Raw genomic sequence first — 13871 nt, forward strand, 5'->3', positions numbered from 1 at the left:
CGTTCGGGGTCGTGCCCGCGCGCGCCCTGAGTCCCGCTCAGCGCAGCACCGATGCCGAGCGTGCCGCCTTCCGGGCGCTGGCTGAGCCGGTGTGGAATCGGCACGCCGGCGTCGTCGCGCAGGCGCTTGCTGTGATGCCCGATCTGGACGCCGACGAGCGGGATGCCGCCCGTGCCGATCTGGTCGCTCTGCGGGCGTATCTCGACGACACGGCGGGCCCGTTGGGCCACGGCGAGTTGATCCGGGCCCTGCGGGCGGGCGACCCGCGGCTTCGCCCGTACGCCGCCTGTCTGACCTCGGGTCTGCGCCGGATGCCGACGTTTCGCGGGGTGGTGCTGCACGGTGCCGGCCCGGACGTCGATCGTCTGGAGGGTCTGCGGCCCGGGGGCGGGCTTCTCGACCCGGCGCCGGTGAGCGGCGTGCTGGCCGACGGCCGGACCGCGGTGCCGTCCGGGGCGCGGTACGCGATCTGGTCGGTCACCGGCCGGCGGGTGCGGCATCTGGCGGACGGCCGTGAGCACTCCGACGAGGTGGTCTTCCCGGCCGGCACGCCTTTCCGGGTGCTGGACGTCCGGGTGGGGACCGCTTCGCCGCTGGTGCTGCTGCGCGAACTGCCCGCCCCGGACCGGCCGGGCGCGGTGGCCGCCGGACCGGACGCGCCCACCGGACTCGGCGACGCCGACCGCGCCGTACTGGCCCGGCTGGACGACACGTTGCGGGGCCGGTCCCAGCCGCCCGGGAAGACCGGCTGGCCGCCGCGCTGCTCGGGTCCGATCGGCGAGGGCCCGTAGGACACCCGCGCCGGGCCCCGCCCACGCAGACCCCGCAGGCCCAGGGGGGACACCAGAATGGGGGACTGGAGCCCACGACCCCCCGCTGGGACGATGACCGCAGTATCCAGGTGGTCGCGTTGAGGGATGGGCTGATGTCTGACTACAAGGTGACACCGGAAGAGCTGGCGACCGCCGCGGCCTCGTGCGACTCCACGGCCGGTGACGTGGCGGCGAGGCTGGCGACGCTGAAGGCCTATGTCGTCGGCCTGGAGGCGTCCTGGCAGGGCGTCGCCGCGACCACGTTCCAGGGCCTGATGCAGGAGTACGACGTCTACTCGACGATGCTGCACGACGCGCTGACGGACATCGCGAGCGGTCTGCGCGGCACCCAGATCAACTACGGCGACGCCGAGAAGACCAACGTCAACACGATCACGCAGATCCAGAACAACTTGTCGCACGCGAATCTCACCTGATCTCACCTGATCTCGCCCGATCTCACCTGATCCACCCCACCGCCGCGCCGGTGGCGCGACCGCCGAGGAGACACCGTGACGAACATCGACGGCTCAAGCATCGTGGTCAAGGACGACCTCTCCACCGCGGGCGCGACCATCAACGGCATGGCGCTGCAGATCGCCGACGAGCTGCACAAGCTGATCGGGCAGCTCCAGCCGCTGATGGACACCTGGACCGGCAGCGCCGCCACCTACTACGAGGGGCTGCAGGCGGAGTGGAACTTCGCCGCGGAGGGCCTGCTGGGTCCCAACGGCGTGCTCGGCGAGATCGCGCAGGCGATGCATGTCAACTGGGCGAACTACAGCGAGGCCGAGTGGGCCAACGTCCAGACATGGAAGCACCAGTGATCCGCCGCCCGGCAGCCGGCCGCCCGGAAGCCGTCCGGCCGGCCGGAGCGGGCGCGCGGGCCGCAACACCGCGGAACTGAGGAAAGCGTCGTCGTGGACGAGCACTGCCGCATCACCGTCGTGGGGGAGCGGCGCCAGGTGGACCTCGCGGTCCCGGCCGGCGCCCCCATCGCGACGTACATCGACACCCTGGCGCGGATGTGCCAGCAGGAAGAGACCGACATCATGCCGGCCGCGTGGTCGCTGGCCACCGCGACCGCCGAACCGTTCGCGCCCGAGTGGTCGCTGGCCGAGCTGGGGATCGTCGACGGGCAGATCCTCTACCTGCGCGACGTGATCGAGAACGAGTTCGCCGAGCCGGTGGTGCGGGATGTCGGCGAGCGCGTCAACCAGGTGGCCGAGGGCGCCTTCGACCGGCGCTGGGACGCCCGGGCCCGGACGATCGCCGTGATGGCGCTGGGCCTCGGCTGGCTCGTCGCCACCGCTGTCGTGCTCGCCGCACGTCGCGGGATCGGGGCCGGCGCGCTCGCGGACGCCACGGTGACGGCCGGTCTGCTGCTGCCCGCGCTGGCGTGGACGGCGACCGAGCGCAGGTGGCCGGTGCCGTCGGGGCTGCGGGTGGCGATGGCGCTGTGCGCGGTGCCGGTGCTGGCCACGGCCGGCCGGACGCTGGCGGGCATGGACGGTTCGCACGGGCGGATGACCGGGGCGGGGCTGACCGCGTTCGCGGTCGCGGCCGGCGCGCTGGTCGGCGCCTTCCTGGCGTATGCCGCCGCGCCCGGGGTGACCACCTCCGCCGTGCTGCTCGCGGCGGTGGTCGCGGCCGGGCTGGGCGGGGGGCTGGCACTGGGCCGGGCGGACACCGTCGAGTCCGCCGCGGTGGTCGCGGTGGCCGCCTTCGTACTGCTGACGCTCGCCCAGGTGACGGTGAGCCGGCTGGTGGCCTTCGCGTACCGGCGGGCCGATCCGCGGATGCCGGTCCAGGAGGCGGACGACGCGGTGGCGGCGGCGGTCCGCGCGGCCACCACCTTGCTGGTGCTGTGGAGCGGCGGGCTGGCCGCGGTGATCGCGACCGCGCTGGTCGTGCTGGCGGACGCGCACACGCGGTACGCCGCCGCGCTGACCGCCTGCCTCGCGCTGGCGCTGCTGCTGCGGGCCGGGGCGGCGCGGCTGGTCGCCGAAGTGGTGCCGGTCGGGCTCGCCGGGGTGATCGGGCTGTTCGCGCTGCTGCTGGTCGGATCGGAGCACTTCGGCTGGCCGTACTGGGCCGGCCCGCTCTACGCCGGCCTGATCGCCGTCGCGCTGCTGGTCTACGGCTTCCGGCGGCTGATGCGTCGTCCGGACCTGCCACCGATGGGACGTCCCGGCTGGCTGACCGGTTTCGGTTCGCTGCTGGGCGGGGTCGGTGTGGCGCTGGCGGTGGCGACGTTCGGCGCGGTGGGCCAGTTCGTCGAACTCGGCCGGCACATGTGAACCGGGACCGGCGCGACCGCCGGGGCCCGCGCGGCCGCAGCGATCGCCGCGCCCACAAAGCCCACAAAGCCCACAACGCCCGCCGGGGCCCGTGCGCCGGGTCAGGAGCGCGGCACGTACGGCACCTGCCCGGCCCCCGGGGGCTCCGCGCCTTCGCGGACCAGCCCGAGTTCGATGGCTTTCCGGGTCAGGTCGGCCTTGTTGCCGACGTTCAGCTTGTTCCGGATGCGCTTGACGTAGGTGCTGACGGTGGCCTCGGTGAGGTCCATCCGCCGTGCGATCTGGCCGTGCGTCAGTCCGGCGGCGAGCCAGCGGAGGGTCTCGGTCTCGCGGCGCGCGAGGGTGGGCGGCGGCACGGCGGTGGGCTGCGCCAACTCGGCGTGCAGCCGTGCGGCCAGGCCCGGGGCGACATGGAGTCCGCCGCGGGCCACCGTGCCGATGGCGAGCAGCAGCCCGTCGTCGTCGGTGTGCCGGGTGACGCAGCCGTACGCCCCGGCGCGAAGCGCCCCGGCCACCGGTTGCGGGCCGGAGAAATCCGAGACGACCAGCACCCTTCCGTAGCGGGCGAGTTTGCCGACCACGTCGGGGAGGGTCTCCTCCGCCTGCGGGGAAGGGCCCAGCACGATCACCTCGGGGGGCGGCGCCGCCGGGTCCAGTTGCCAGGGCTCGGCCACCACCGCCACGACGCGCAGCAGCGGGCTGTTGGAGACCAGGTCCTCGAGCCCGCGGCGTACGAGGTTGTGGTGCTCAACGATGGCGATTCGCGATATATGGGGCATTTCGCTCCCGCGCGTCTCCTACGATTTATGGGACTGCTGGGCACCGGGTAATTCTCTGCGTCGCACCACGTAAATGTAACCGCTGAATGGATCGTCCAACAGCACGGCTGGCCTGGGGGTTTCCTGATGCCCGTCCGTATGGGGATGTGTCACCAGATTCAACGTGACGCACCATCAGGAGGATTCATTAATCTCTCGTTAATCTGCTATTCCTGTCGTGCCCGGCGGGAATGTCGGTACGGTGCAAAAGCAGGATCCGGATCGGTGAGGAGTGCCACCCGCACATGATCGACGAGGAGTGGCGGGGGTTCGCCTCCGCCTTCGCCGAAGCCGTGCGGCCCGACGACCCGCGGGGCCGCTCGGGCAGACGGATGCTGACCATCGGTTTCGCCGCGGTCCTCGTCATGGCGCTCGGCGCCCTGGTGAGCGGCGCCCTGGGCTGGGGGCCGGCCGCGAAGCCGTCCGATGTGCGGGCCATCACGCCGGCCGCGGGGGTGACCGGGGCCGGCGGGCTCGTCATCCCCGGCGCGCCCGGCTCCACCTGGACAGCGGTGGCCGGCCCGACGTGCGCCACGTCCCCCTCCGGGTCGACGACCACCTTCACGGCCTACGGCTACTCCACCGGCGCCGGCGCCGACGGGACCACCGGCTGGTCCACCTCCGGCAGCGGCGGCTACACCGGCGGCGGCTGCTCCGGCGGCTTCCTGTCGCTGCCGGTGTCGGGGCGGGCCACCGCCTACGACAGCAACCGGTTCGCGCTGTGGACCTTCGACTTCAGCGCGAAGTTCACCAGCGCGTCCTGCCGGCTGTCGACATACGTGCCGGTCAACGCGTCCCGCTCCGTGGTGGGCGGCGACCCCGCCTACTACTACTTCTACGGCGCCGACTACGCCTTGGGTTCGAAGGCCGCGCCCCTGGGCGGTTACCTGGTCCACCAGGCCGGTCCGCAGGGCCGCTGGGTCACCAATCACGCTTTCGATGTCACGACGGGCAAAGTGACACTGAAAATGGTCGACGCCGGCGCCAGGAAAGGCCCGGCGGCGGTGAACGCCCATGCCGCCGCCGCGCAGGTACGGCTCACGTGCCGGGCCACGTGACGGCGCCTCACCTGCGGGCCGCCGCGGTGGTGGACCGATGACGACCGGGCTGCGCGTCGCGACCCGGGGCTGGGGCGCGTACAAGACCATCGGGGCCGCGGTGCGCGACGCCGCGCCGGGCGCGGTGGTCTCGATCCAGCCGGGCACGTACACCGAGAGTGTCGTCCTGGACCAGGACATCACGCTGGTGGCCGAGAAGGGTCCGGGCTCGGTACGGATCGTCGGCGGCCGGGGCGCCGCGCTCAGCGTGCACGGCGGGGCGGGCACCGTCAGCGGGCTGGTGATCGAGAGCCGCAGCGCGGAACCGGCCGTGCTGGTCACGGCCGGCGCGGCGCTGATCACCGGGTGCGAGATCACCGGGGGCCGGGTGCAGGTCAGCGGGACCGCGACGCCGACCTTCCGGGACTGCGCGGTGCACCACACCGGCGAGGTCGGCCTCGCGCTCGGCGGCGACAGCCGGGCACTGGTGGAGGCCACCGAGATCGGCGACATCGACGTCACCGGGGTCCTGGTGGACCACGGCGCCGACCCGGTGCTGCGGGGGGTGTCGGTGACCCGCACCGGCGGGCACGGCGTGCGGGTGCGCGGCTCGGGCCGGGGCACCTTCGAGAACTGCGAGGTGTCGCACACCGGCGCCGCCGCCGTCGCCGTCGACGACTCCGCCCGCCCGGCGCTGCACACCTGCCGGATCGCCGACAGCGCCGCCGAAGGCATCGTCATCACCGGCGACGCGGGGGCCGGCCACCGCGCCGCCCCGGGCGGCGACCCGCTGGACGGGCCCGCCCGGGAGGCGCTGCCCGACAACGCGGACGACGGCGCCGACGAGGCGTCGGACGGGGACGGTTCGGCCGGCGGGGACTACGGAGTCGCCCTGCACGGCTGCGAGGTGGCGCGTACCGCCAAGGACGGTGTCCACGTGACCGGCCGGGCCGTCGCCTCGCTGGTGGGCTGCCGGGTCGGCGATGTGCGCGCGGCCGGCGTCGTGGTGGGCGGGGCCGCGCGGGCGCGGCTGGAGGACACCACCACCACCGACACCGGCGGCACCGGACTGGCGGCGGGCGGCACCGCGCGGGTCGAGGTGCGGCGCGGCACGTTCGTCCGGGCCGGCGGCAACGGCGTGTACGTGGCGGACACCGCCCGGGTGCTGCTGACCGGATGCGCGGTCACCGAATCCGCGTACACCGCCGTCCACGTCGGGGGCGCCAGCCGGACGACGGTCCGCGCCTGCCGGATCAGCGGTACTCCCGAACACGGGCTGCGGGTCACCGACCAGGCCGTCCTGACCGCGCGGGACACCACGGTCGAGGACGCCGGGCTGTCCGCGCTGGTGGCCGACGGCGGTGACCTGGCCGCCACCGGCTGCCGGATCAGCCGGGCCGGCACCGGGATCAGCCTCAGCACCGTGCACCGGCCGCTCATCGAGGACTGCGAGGTGAGCGCCTGCACCGGGCCGGGCATCGACATCGGCGCCGGCACCGCGGCGCTCGTGGTGGACACCACGGTCCGCGAGACCGGTGCGGCCGGCGTCTTCATCCGGGAGCGCGCCGCGGTGTGGCTGGCCGACTGCGCGATCAGCGACACCAAGGGCACCGGTCTGGTCGTCCAGGCGCGCGCCCGGCCGCGGGTGCGGGGCGTGTCCATCGCCCGTACCGCGAAGAACGGTGTCTACGTCGCCGACGGCGGCGCCGGGCGCTTCGCGGACTGCGCGATCACCGCGACCGGCTTCCCGGCGGTCTACGTGGGCAGCGGCGCCGCCCCGCTGTTCCAGGGCTGCCGTATCCACGACACCGACGAGGACCTGAAGCTCGCCGACGACGCCGCGCCGGTCTTCGAGGCCTGCCGGGTCGAGGGGGTCAAGATCAGCACCTTGCCCGCGGAGGGCCGCGACGCGGCACCGGTGGCCGTACCGGGTCCCGCCGCGGCGGCCGCCGCCCCCGGCGTGCCGGTGCGGGCCGCGCCGGCCGGCACCGCCGAGTCGCGGGCCGAGAACCTGGCCGACGTGCTGGCCGAACTCGACGGCCTGGTCGGCCTGGAGCGGGTGAAGCGGGACGTCAGCACCATGGTCAAGGTGATGCAGATGGTGCGGCAGCGCACCGAGGCGGGCCTGGCCGCGCCGCCGCTGAGCCGGCACCTGGTCTTCGCGGGCAACAGCGGCACCGGCAAGACCACCGTCGCGCGGTTGTACGGCCGGGTCCTCGCCGCGGTCGGCCTGCTCTCGCGCGGCCACCTGGTGGAGGCGGACCGCGGCTCGCTGGTCGGCGAGTACGTCGGGCACACCGCGCCCAAGACCACCGCCATCTTCCGCAAGGCGCTGGGCGGCGTGCTGTTCATCGACGAGGCGTACGCCCTCACGCCCGGCGGCCAGGGCGCGGACTACGGCCGTGAGGCCATCTCCACCCTGGTGAAGCTGATGGAGGACCACCGCGAGGACGTGGTGGTGATCGTCGCCGGATACCCGGACGAGATGGAGCGCTTCGTCGACGCCAACCCGGGCCTGGCCTCCCGCTTCACCCAGACCCTGGAGTTCGAGGACTACGACGGCGACGAACTGGCCCGCATCGTGGAGTGGAACGCGCGGCACTACGAGTACGACCTGCCCGAGCAGACCCGCGACGCGCTGCGGTCGTACTTCACCACCCTGGTCCGCGACGACCGCTTCGGCAACGGCCGCACCGCCCGGCAGACCTTCCAGCGGATGACCGAGCGCCACGCCCAGCGGGTGGTGGACCTCATCGGTCCGACCACCGAGGACCTGGCCAGGCTGCTGCCGGAGGATCTGCCGCGGCCGCCGTAGCGGCGACCCCGCCCCTGGTCCCCGAACGGGGACCTCCCGGGCGCCGCGCTCCGGCTCCTATCCTCAGAGGAGACCCTGCGTGCGCCCCGGCACTCGCTGCGTCAGCGCCGCGGTCCCCGTCACAGACGAAGAGTTTCGATGTCCCGGATCATCTTCCATCGCCCGGCCAGGATCATGCCGCCGCAACTGCCGACGGAGCCGGTGGTGCTCGCGGCGCCGCCGCAGCCGGTCGGCAAGGACTCCGGCGCCAACTGGATGTACCTGCTGATGCCGCTCATGTCGAGCATCAGCATGGCGGCATACCTGATGTCCGGCGGCAAGAAGCTGCTGATCCTGCTGGGCATCGCCTTCGTGGTGCTGTCGATCGGCGTGACCGTGGGCGTCCGCACCCAGATGCGCGGCGCCGCCCGGCGCCAGAAGGTCCGGGCCCGGGACCGCTACCTGGAGCATCTCGTCGAGGTGCGGAACGTGGCCCGGCAGGTCGCGGAGAACCAGCGGACGGTGGCCGCGTGGGCGTACCCGTCGCCGTACCGGCTGTGGGCGATCGCGACGCAGCGGCGGCGGGTGTGGGAACGCCGCAGCACCGACCCGGACTTCCTGCGGCTGTGCGTCGGGGTCGGCACCGCGCCGCTGTCGACGCCCATCCGGCTGGCGACCCGCAACGATCCGACGGTGGAGTACGACACGCGGGCCAAGGCGTCGGCGGACCGGCTGATCGCGTCGATGTCGACGGTCGGCAGCCAGCCGGCCGTGGTGGACCTGGCGAAGGCCGGGATCGTGAGCGTGCTGGGGCCGTCGGGCGCCGGGCGCGGGGTCGTGCGGGCCATGCTGTGCCAGATCGGGGTGCTGCACGCGCCCGACGACGTGGCGGTGGCGATCGCCACCGGCGGCGAGGACTGGGAATGGGCCAAGTGGCTGCCGCACACCCATGAGCCGGACGCGACCGGGGACGCGGGCGTCGTTCCGCTGGTCGCCGAGGACTTCGAGGGCATCGCCGACCACGTGCGAACCCGGCTGGAGCAGGCCGCGGCCCGGCCGGCCGCCCGCCGGCTGCTGCCGGACCGCGACGCGCCGGACAGCCGGCAGCGGCTGGTCGTGGTCCTCGACCGCTACGACCCGAGGGCCGCGTGGGCGCGCTCACCCCTGGCCGTGGAGCTGACCGAGGCGGCCGGGCCGGACAGCGCGATCACCGTGATCTGCCTGGTGGAACGGGAGACGGACGAGCCGACCCGCGCCGACATGCGGGTCCGGGTCGCCGCGGACGGCGCGCTCACCTTGGAGGGCCGGCGGGCCGATCCGCGCTCCGCGGTCACCGAGGTGATCGCCGACCGGCCCGAGGCCCGGCTGTGCGAGGTGCTGGCGCGGGCGGTGGCCCCGCTGCGGCTGTCCGTGGAGGGCGAGGAGGTCCTGGCCAGGACCATGTCGCTGCCGAGCATGCTGGGGATCTCCCACCTCGACACCTTCGACGGCGAGGAGTTGTGGGTCGACGCGGACGCCGAGGAGGTCATGCGGGTGCCGATCGGCTTCGACGGCAACGGGCAGGCCCTCGCGCTGGACCTCAAGGAGTCGGCGCAGGGCGGCATGGGCCCGCACGGCCTGATCGTCGGCGCCACCGGCTCGGGCAAGAGCGAGCTGCTGCGCACCCTGGTCAGCGGTCTGGCGATGACGCACTCGCCGGAGCTGCTGAGCCTGGTGCTGGTGGACTTCAAGGGCGGCGCCACCTTCGCCGGCGTCACCGAACTGCCGCACGTGGCCGGCCTGATCACCAACCTCGTCGACGACCTGGCCCTGGTGGACCGGGTACGCGACGCACTGGTGGGCGAACAGCAGCGCCGGCAGCGGATCCTGCGCGACGCGGGCAACATCGACACCGTCCGGGAGTACCAGCTGCGCCGGGCGGCCGGCGCGACCGGGCCGGACGGGCGCCCGCTCGAACCGCTGCCGTATCTGCTGATCATCGTGGACGAGTTCGGTGAACTGCTGTCCACCCGCCCCGACTTCATCGACCTGTTCGTGCAGATCGGCCGGGTCGGCCGGTCCCTGGGCATGCATCTGCTGCTCGCCACCCAGCGGTTGGAGGAGGGGCGGCTGCGCGGACTGGAGTCGAACCTGTCCTACCGCATCTGCCTGCGGACCTTCTCCGCCGCGGAGTCCCGGAGCGTCATCGGCACCCCGGACGCCTACCGGCTGCCGCCGATCCCGGGTTCGGCCTATCTGAAGGTCGCCGACACGGTCTTCGAGCGGTTCCGGGTGGCCCACGTGTCGGGGATGTACGAGTCCGCCGAGCAGCGCGCGCTCGCCGCCGGGCCGCTGCCCACCCGTCCGGTGCCGTTCGGGCTGCGGACGGCGCCCGACCCCGACGCGGAGCCCGCCGACACGCGCGAGCAGCGGCCGCGGCCGCTGGCCGCCGGGCCGACCGAGATGCAGATCATCGTGGAACGGCTGGGCGGCGCCGGGCAGTCGGCCCACCAGGTATGGCTGCCGCCGCTGCCCGCGGCGCTGCCGCTGGACGACCTGACCGGCCCGGTGGCGATCCATCCCGGCCGGGGCCTGACCGCCGAGTGGTGGCCGCACAAGGGCCGACTCCGCTTCCCCATCGGTGTGCTGGACGTTCCGATCCAGCAGCTCCAGCAGCCGCTGGTACCGGACTTCGCGGAGGCCGGCCACCTCGCGCTGGTCGGCGCGCCGCAGTCCGGCAAGAGCACCCTGCTGCGGACGCTCATCATGTCGGCGATGCTGACCCACACGCCCGACGAGGCGCAGTTCCTCTGCCTGGACCTGGGCGGCGGCACCCTCCAGCCGTTCGAACGCGCCCCGCACGTCAGCGGGGTGGCCGGCCGGCACGATCTGCCGCAGGCCCGCCGGATCCTCGCCGAGACGCTCCAGCTGATCGCCGAACGCGAGCGGCTGTTCCGGCACCTGGGCATCGACTCGGCCGCCGCCTTCCGGCGGATGCGCGCGGCCGGCAGTCTTCCGCCGGCCGTGCGGGCCGCCGATGTGTTCCTGCTGATCGACAACTGGGGCGCGGCCCGCGGCGAGATCGAGGGCATCGACGCCGCCGTGCTCGACATCGCCGGCCGTGGCCTGGGCGTCGCCGTCCACCTGATCCTGTCGGCCAACCGCTGGGCCGACCTGCGGATGTCGCTGCGCGACGCCTTCTCCGCCCGGCTGGAACTGCGGCTCAACGACCCGGCGGACTCCGAGATCAACCGGCGGGCGGCCCGCGCGTTCGCCAGCGCGGTGCCCGGGCGCGGCATGGCGCCGCCCGGCGTCCAGTACCAGGTGGCGCTGCCCCGGCTCGACGGCAGGGACAGCGCCGAGGCCCTCGCCGACGCGCAGAGCGAGGCGATCACCAAGATCGCGGCGGCCTGGCAGGGCAAGGCCGCCCCGGCCGTCCGGATGCTGCCCGAACGGGTCACCGCCGCCCAACTCACCCTGCCGGACGGCGACTCGGCGCCCGGTGTGCCGATCGGCCTGGGCGAGGGCGATCTCGCCCCGGTCCACCTGGACCTGAACGGCGCCGACCCGCACCTGCTGGTCTTCGGCGACTCCGGCTCGGGCAAGTCGACGTTCCTGCGCAGCTGGATGACCGGGCTCATCGCCCGGCGCAGCGCCTGGGAGACGCGGTTCATCGTCGTCGACTACCGCCGCTCGCTGCTCGGCGCCGTCCCGCAGGACTACCTGGGGGCCTACGCGGGCGACGCCAACGCCGCGACGGTCTACGCCGAGCAGGTGGCGGCCAAACTCGCCCAACGGCTGCCGCCGCCCGACGTCACCATGGCGCAGCTGCGCGAGCGCTCCTGGTGGACCGGCCCGGAGTTCTACCTCGTGGTGGACGACTACGACATGGTGGGCGGCGGCCGTCAGTCGCCGCTGACCCCGCTGGTCGACTATCTGCCGCAGGCCCGCGAACTCGGCCTGCACGTGGTGCTGGCCCGCCGGGTCAGCGGTCTGATGCGCAGCCAGATGTCCGAGCCGATGCTCAACCGGGTCCGCGAACTCGGCTCGGCGGGCCTGGTGCTGTCCGGTGACCCCCGCGAGGGCATCGTGATGGGCGACGAACGCGCCGCCCAGCGCCCGCCGGGACGCGGCGTGCTGCTGCGGCGGCAGTTCCCCCCGACGCTGGTGCAGTTGGCGCTGGCGGACAGCGCTTAGGCCGCGGCCGGGCAATCGGAGCACAGGGGCGCGGCCGGACGGCGCACGGGGCTTTCGCCGGCCGGCGTTCGAAATTTGCGAATGCTTTACGTCACTATGGCAAGTTATTGATCCTTTTGACGGGCGGCACTTCTGCGGCACAGTGCTGGAGGCCGAGCCACCCACGCGGCTGCGCCCGCCCTCGTCGCAAGGAACCCGCTGATGCGCGCTCTGCGTCCGTCCCGCCTTCCGCAGCTCTCCGAACTCCGCGACCCCGCCGTCCTGCGCAAGGACGTCCTCGCCTCCCTCGTCGTGTTCCTCGTCGCCCTGCCGCTGTGTGTCGGCGTCGCCGTCGCCTCCGGGGTACCCGCCGAACTCGGCCTGATCACCGGCATCGTCGGCGGACTCGTCGTCGGTCTGCTGCCGGGCAGCCGATTACAGGTCTCCGGTCCCGCCGCCGGACTGACCGTCCTCGTCCACGACGCGGTCGACGCCTACGGACTCGCCGCGCTCGGCGCCTTCGTGGCCGCCGCGGGCCTGCTCCAGATCACCCTCGGCGTGCTGCGCGCCGGCCGCTGGTTCCGGGCCATCTCGCTGTCCGTGGTGCACGGCATGCTGGCCGGCATCGGACTGGTCATCGTCCTGGGCCAGGTCTACGCGCTGGCCGGCGCCCCCCAGCCGGCCGACGGACCGGGCAAGCTCGCCGGACTGCCGGGCCTGGCCGGGAGCATCCTCGACGGCGGCCCGGAACTCACCGCCGCACTGCTCGGCGCCGGCACGATCGCGGTCCTGGTGGCCTTGCCCCGGCTGCCGGCCCGGGTCCGGGCGGTGCCGGGCGCGCTGGCGGCGGTGGGGCTGGCCACCGCGGTCAGCGCCGTCTTCGGCTTCGACGTCGGCACGCTGGAGGTGGGCGGCCTGCTCGACGCCGTCACGGTGCCCGGTGCCACCGCCGTCGGCACGCTCAGCAGCGTGGCCGCGCTGGGCACGGTGCTCGCCTTCACCCTGATCGCCTCGGCCGAGAGCCTGTTCAGCGCGGCGGCGGTGGACCGGATGCACCGCGGCCCGCGGACCGACTACGACAAGGAGCTGATCGCCCAGGGCGTCGGCAACACCGTCAGCGGGCTCCTCGGGGCGCTGCCGCTGACCGCGGTGATCGTCCGCAGCGCCGCCAACGTCCAGGCGGGCGCCCGTACCTCGGCCTCCCGGGTCCTGCACGGCCTGTGGCTGCTGCTGTTCACCGTCCTGCTGCCCGCCGCGCTCTCCGTCATCCCGCTGACCGCCCTGGCCGGGGTGCTGGTGCACGCCGGCTGCAAGCTCGTGCCGGCCCGGGAGTTCGGCCCGCTGTGGCGCCAGCACCGCGGTGAGGCGGTCGTGCTGGCCGCCACCGCCGCCGCGATCGTCGCCACCAACCTCTTCGAGGGCGTGGTGTTCGGGCTGCTGCTGTCGGTGGTGAAGTCCGCCTGGGACACCTCGCGCATCCACATCGACGTCCGCCCGCGCACCGGCGGGCGGCTGATCGCCACCGTCACGGGCAACGCCACCTTCCTGCGGCTGCCGCGCATCCTCGAACAGCTGGAGGCGCTGCCCAAGGACCGCCCCATCGAACTCGACCTGTCCGGCCTGCGCCATCTCGACCACGCCTGCCGCTCCGCGCTGGACGCCTGGGCACCGGCCCACTCCGACGCCGGCACCGATCCGGTCAGCGTCCGGCTGCCGAAGGCGCCCGTGCGCTGAGCCGCCCGCGTCCTGGGCCGCCCGGCCCCGAGCCGCCGCCGGATCGCCGGGGCCGCCCGCGTCCGTGGCGCACCGGGGCGAACGGGGGCGCCCCGGGACGGTCACGCGCCGCGCCTGTGCCGGGGTGAGCGGCGCGCGCTCCCCTCGTACCTCCGGGCGCCGTTGTGCGGTCGGGGCGGGCCCTGGGACCTTGGACGCCGGTCGGTCGGGGCCGGCCGGAT

8 protein-coding genes and 1 pseudogene are annotated in these 13871 nt (G+C 74.0%); 8 read left to right on the plus strand and 1 reads right to left on the minus strand.

Going from position 1 to position 13871, the window contains the following annotated elements:
- From GA0115240_RS36570 to GA0115240_RS02100, 4 genes and pseudogenes are all read left to right on the plus strand, one after another.
- A pseudogene (locus GA0115240_RS36570) lies at positions 1–791 on the plus strand (hypothetical protein); the annotation flags it as partial.
- Between the two features lie 134 nt (positions 792–925).
- The gene (locus tag GA0115240_RS02090) at positions 926–1249 is read left to right on the plus strand and encodes a WXG100 family type VII secretion target (protein WP_093734926.1); all 324 of its coding nucleotides are present in this window, start codon (positions 926–928) and stop codon (positions 1247–1249) included.
- Positions 1250–1324: 75 nt separating this feature from the next.
- Complete coding sequence (locus tag GA0115240_RS02095) at positions 1325–1639, plus strand: WXG100 family type VII secretion target (RefSeq protein ID WP_093734927.1); 315 nt, start codon at positions 1325–1327, stop codon at positions 1637–1639.
- Between the two features lie 93 nt (positions 1640–1732).
- Positions 1733–3112, plus strand: coding sequence for an EsaB/YukD family protein (locus GA0115240_RS02100; RefSeq protein WP_093734928.1), 1380 nt, complete (start codon positions 1733–1735; stop codon positions 3110–3112).
- A 101-nt stretch (positions 3113–3213) separates the two neighbouring features.
- Here the strand turns inward: GA0115240_RS02100 and GA0115240_RS02105 are convergent, their stop codons facing one another.
- A complete protein-coding gene (locus GA0115240_RS02105) occupies positions 3214–3891 on the minus strand; it encodes a response regulator transcription factor (RefSeq protein ID WP_093734929.1) in 678 nt (225 codons plus the stop codon).
- A 284-nt stretch (positions 3892–4175) separates the two neighbouring features.
- Between GA0115240_RS02105 and GA0115240_RS02110 the strand changes: the two genes are divergently transcribed.
- From GA0115240_RS02110 to GA0115240_RS02125, 4 genes are all read left to right on the plus strand, one after another.
- Positions 4176–4988 (plus strand): hypothetical protein, encoded by an 813-nt coding sequence (locus GA0115240_RS02110; RefSeq protein WP_093734930.1) that lies wholly within the window; start codon positions 4176–4178, stop codon positions 4986–4988.
- A gap of 37 nt (positions 4989–5025) precedes the next feature.
- Positions 5026–7782, plus strand: a complete 2757-nt coding sequence (locus tag GA0115240_RS02115) for a right-handed parallel beta-helix repeat-containing protein (RefSeq protein WP_161301966.1) — start codon at positions 5026–5028, stop codon at positions 7780–7782.
- Between the two features lie 138 nt (positions 7783–7920).
- Positions 7921–11937 carry a type VII secretion protein EccCa gene (eccCa, locus tag GA0115240_RS02120; RefSeq protein WP_093734932.1) on the plus strand — a complete coding sequence of 1339 codons (4017 nt, stop codon included), beginning with the start codon at positions 7921–7923 and terminating at the stop codon, positions 11935–11937.
- A gap of 201 nt (positions 11938–12138) precedes the next feature.
- A complete protein-coding gene (locus tag GA0115240_RS02125) occupies positions 12139–13650 on the plus strand; it encodes a SulP family inorganic anion transporter (RefSeq protein ID WP_093734933.1) in 1512 nt (503 codons plus the stop codon).
- Positions 13651–13871 lie beyond the last annotated feature (221 nt).

Origin of the sequence: Streptomyces sp. DvalAA-14, assembly GCF_900091855.1 — a bacterium.
In the GTDB taxonomy this organism is placed as follows: Bacteria; Actinomycetota; Actinomycetes; order Streptomycetales; family Streptomycetaceae; genus Actinacidiphila.

Excerpts from the sequence above, each read along its gene's own strand:
- GA0115240_RS02125 (WP_093734933.1), top strand. The coding sequence starts at position 12,139 with ATGCGCGCTCTGCGTCCGTCCCGCCTTCCGCAGCTCTCCGAACTCCGC.
- eccCa (WP_093734932.1), top strand. The coding sequence starts at position 7,921 with ATGTCCCGGATCATCTTCCATCGCCCGGCCAGGATCATGCCGCCGCAA.
- GA0115240_RS02090 (WP_093734926.1), top strand. The coding sequence starts at position 926 with ATGTCTGACTACAAGGTGACACCGGAAGAGCTGGCGACCGCCGCGGCC.
- GA0115240_RS02105 (WP_093734929.1), bottom strand. The coding sequence starts at position 3,891 with ATGCCCCATATATCGCGAATCGCCATCGTTGAGCACCACAACCTCGTA.
- GA0115240_RS02110 (WP_093734930.1), top strand. The coding sequence starts at position 4,176 with ATGATCGACGAGGAGTGGCGGGGGTTCGCCTCCGCCTTCGCCGAAGCC.
- GA0115240_RS02115 (WP_161301966.1), top strand. The coding sequence starts at position 5,026 with ATGACGACCGGGCTGCGCGTCGCGACCCGGGGCTGGGGCGCGTACAAG.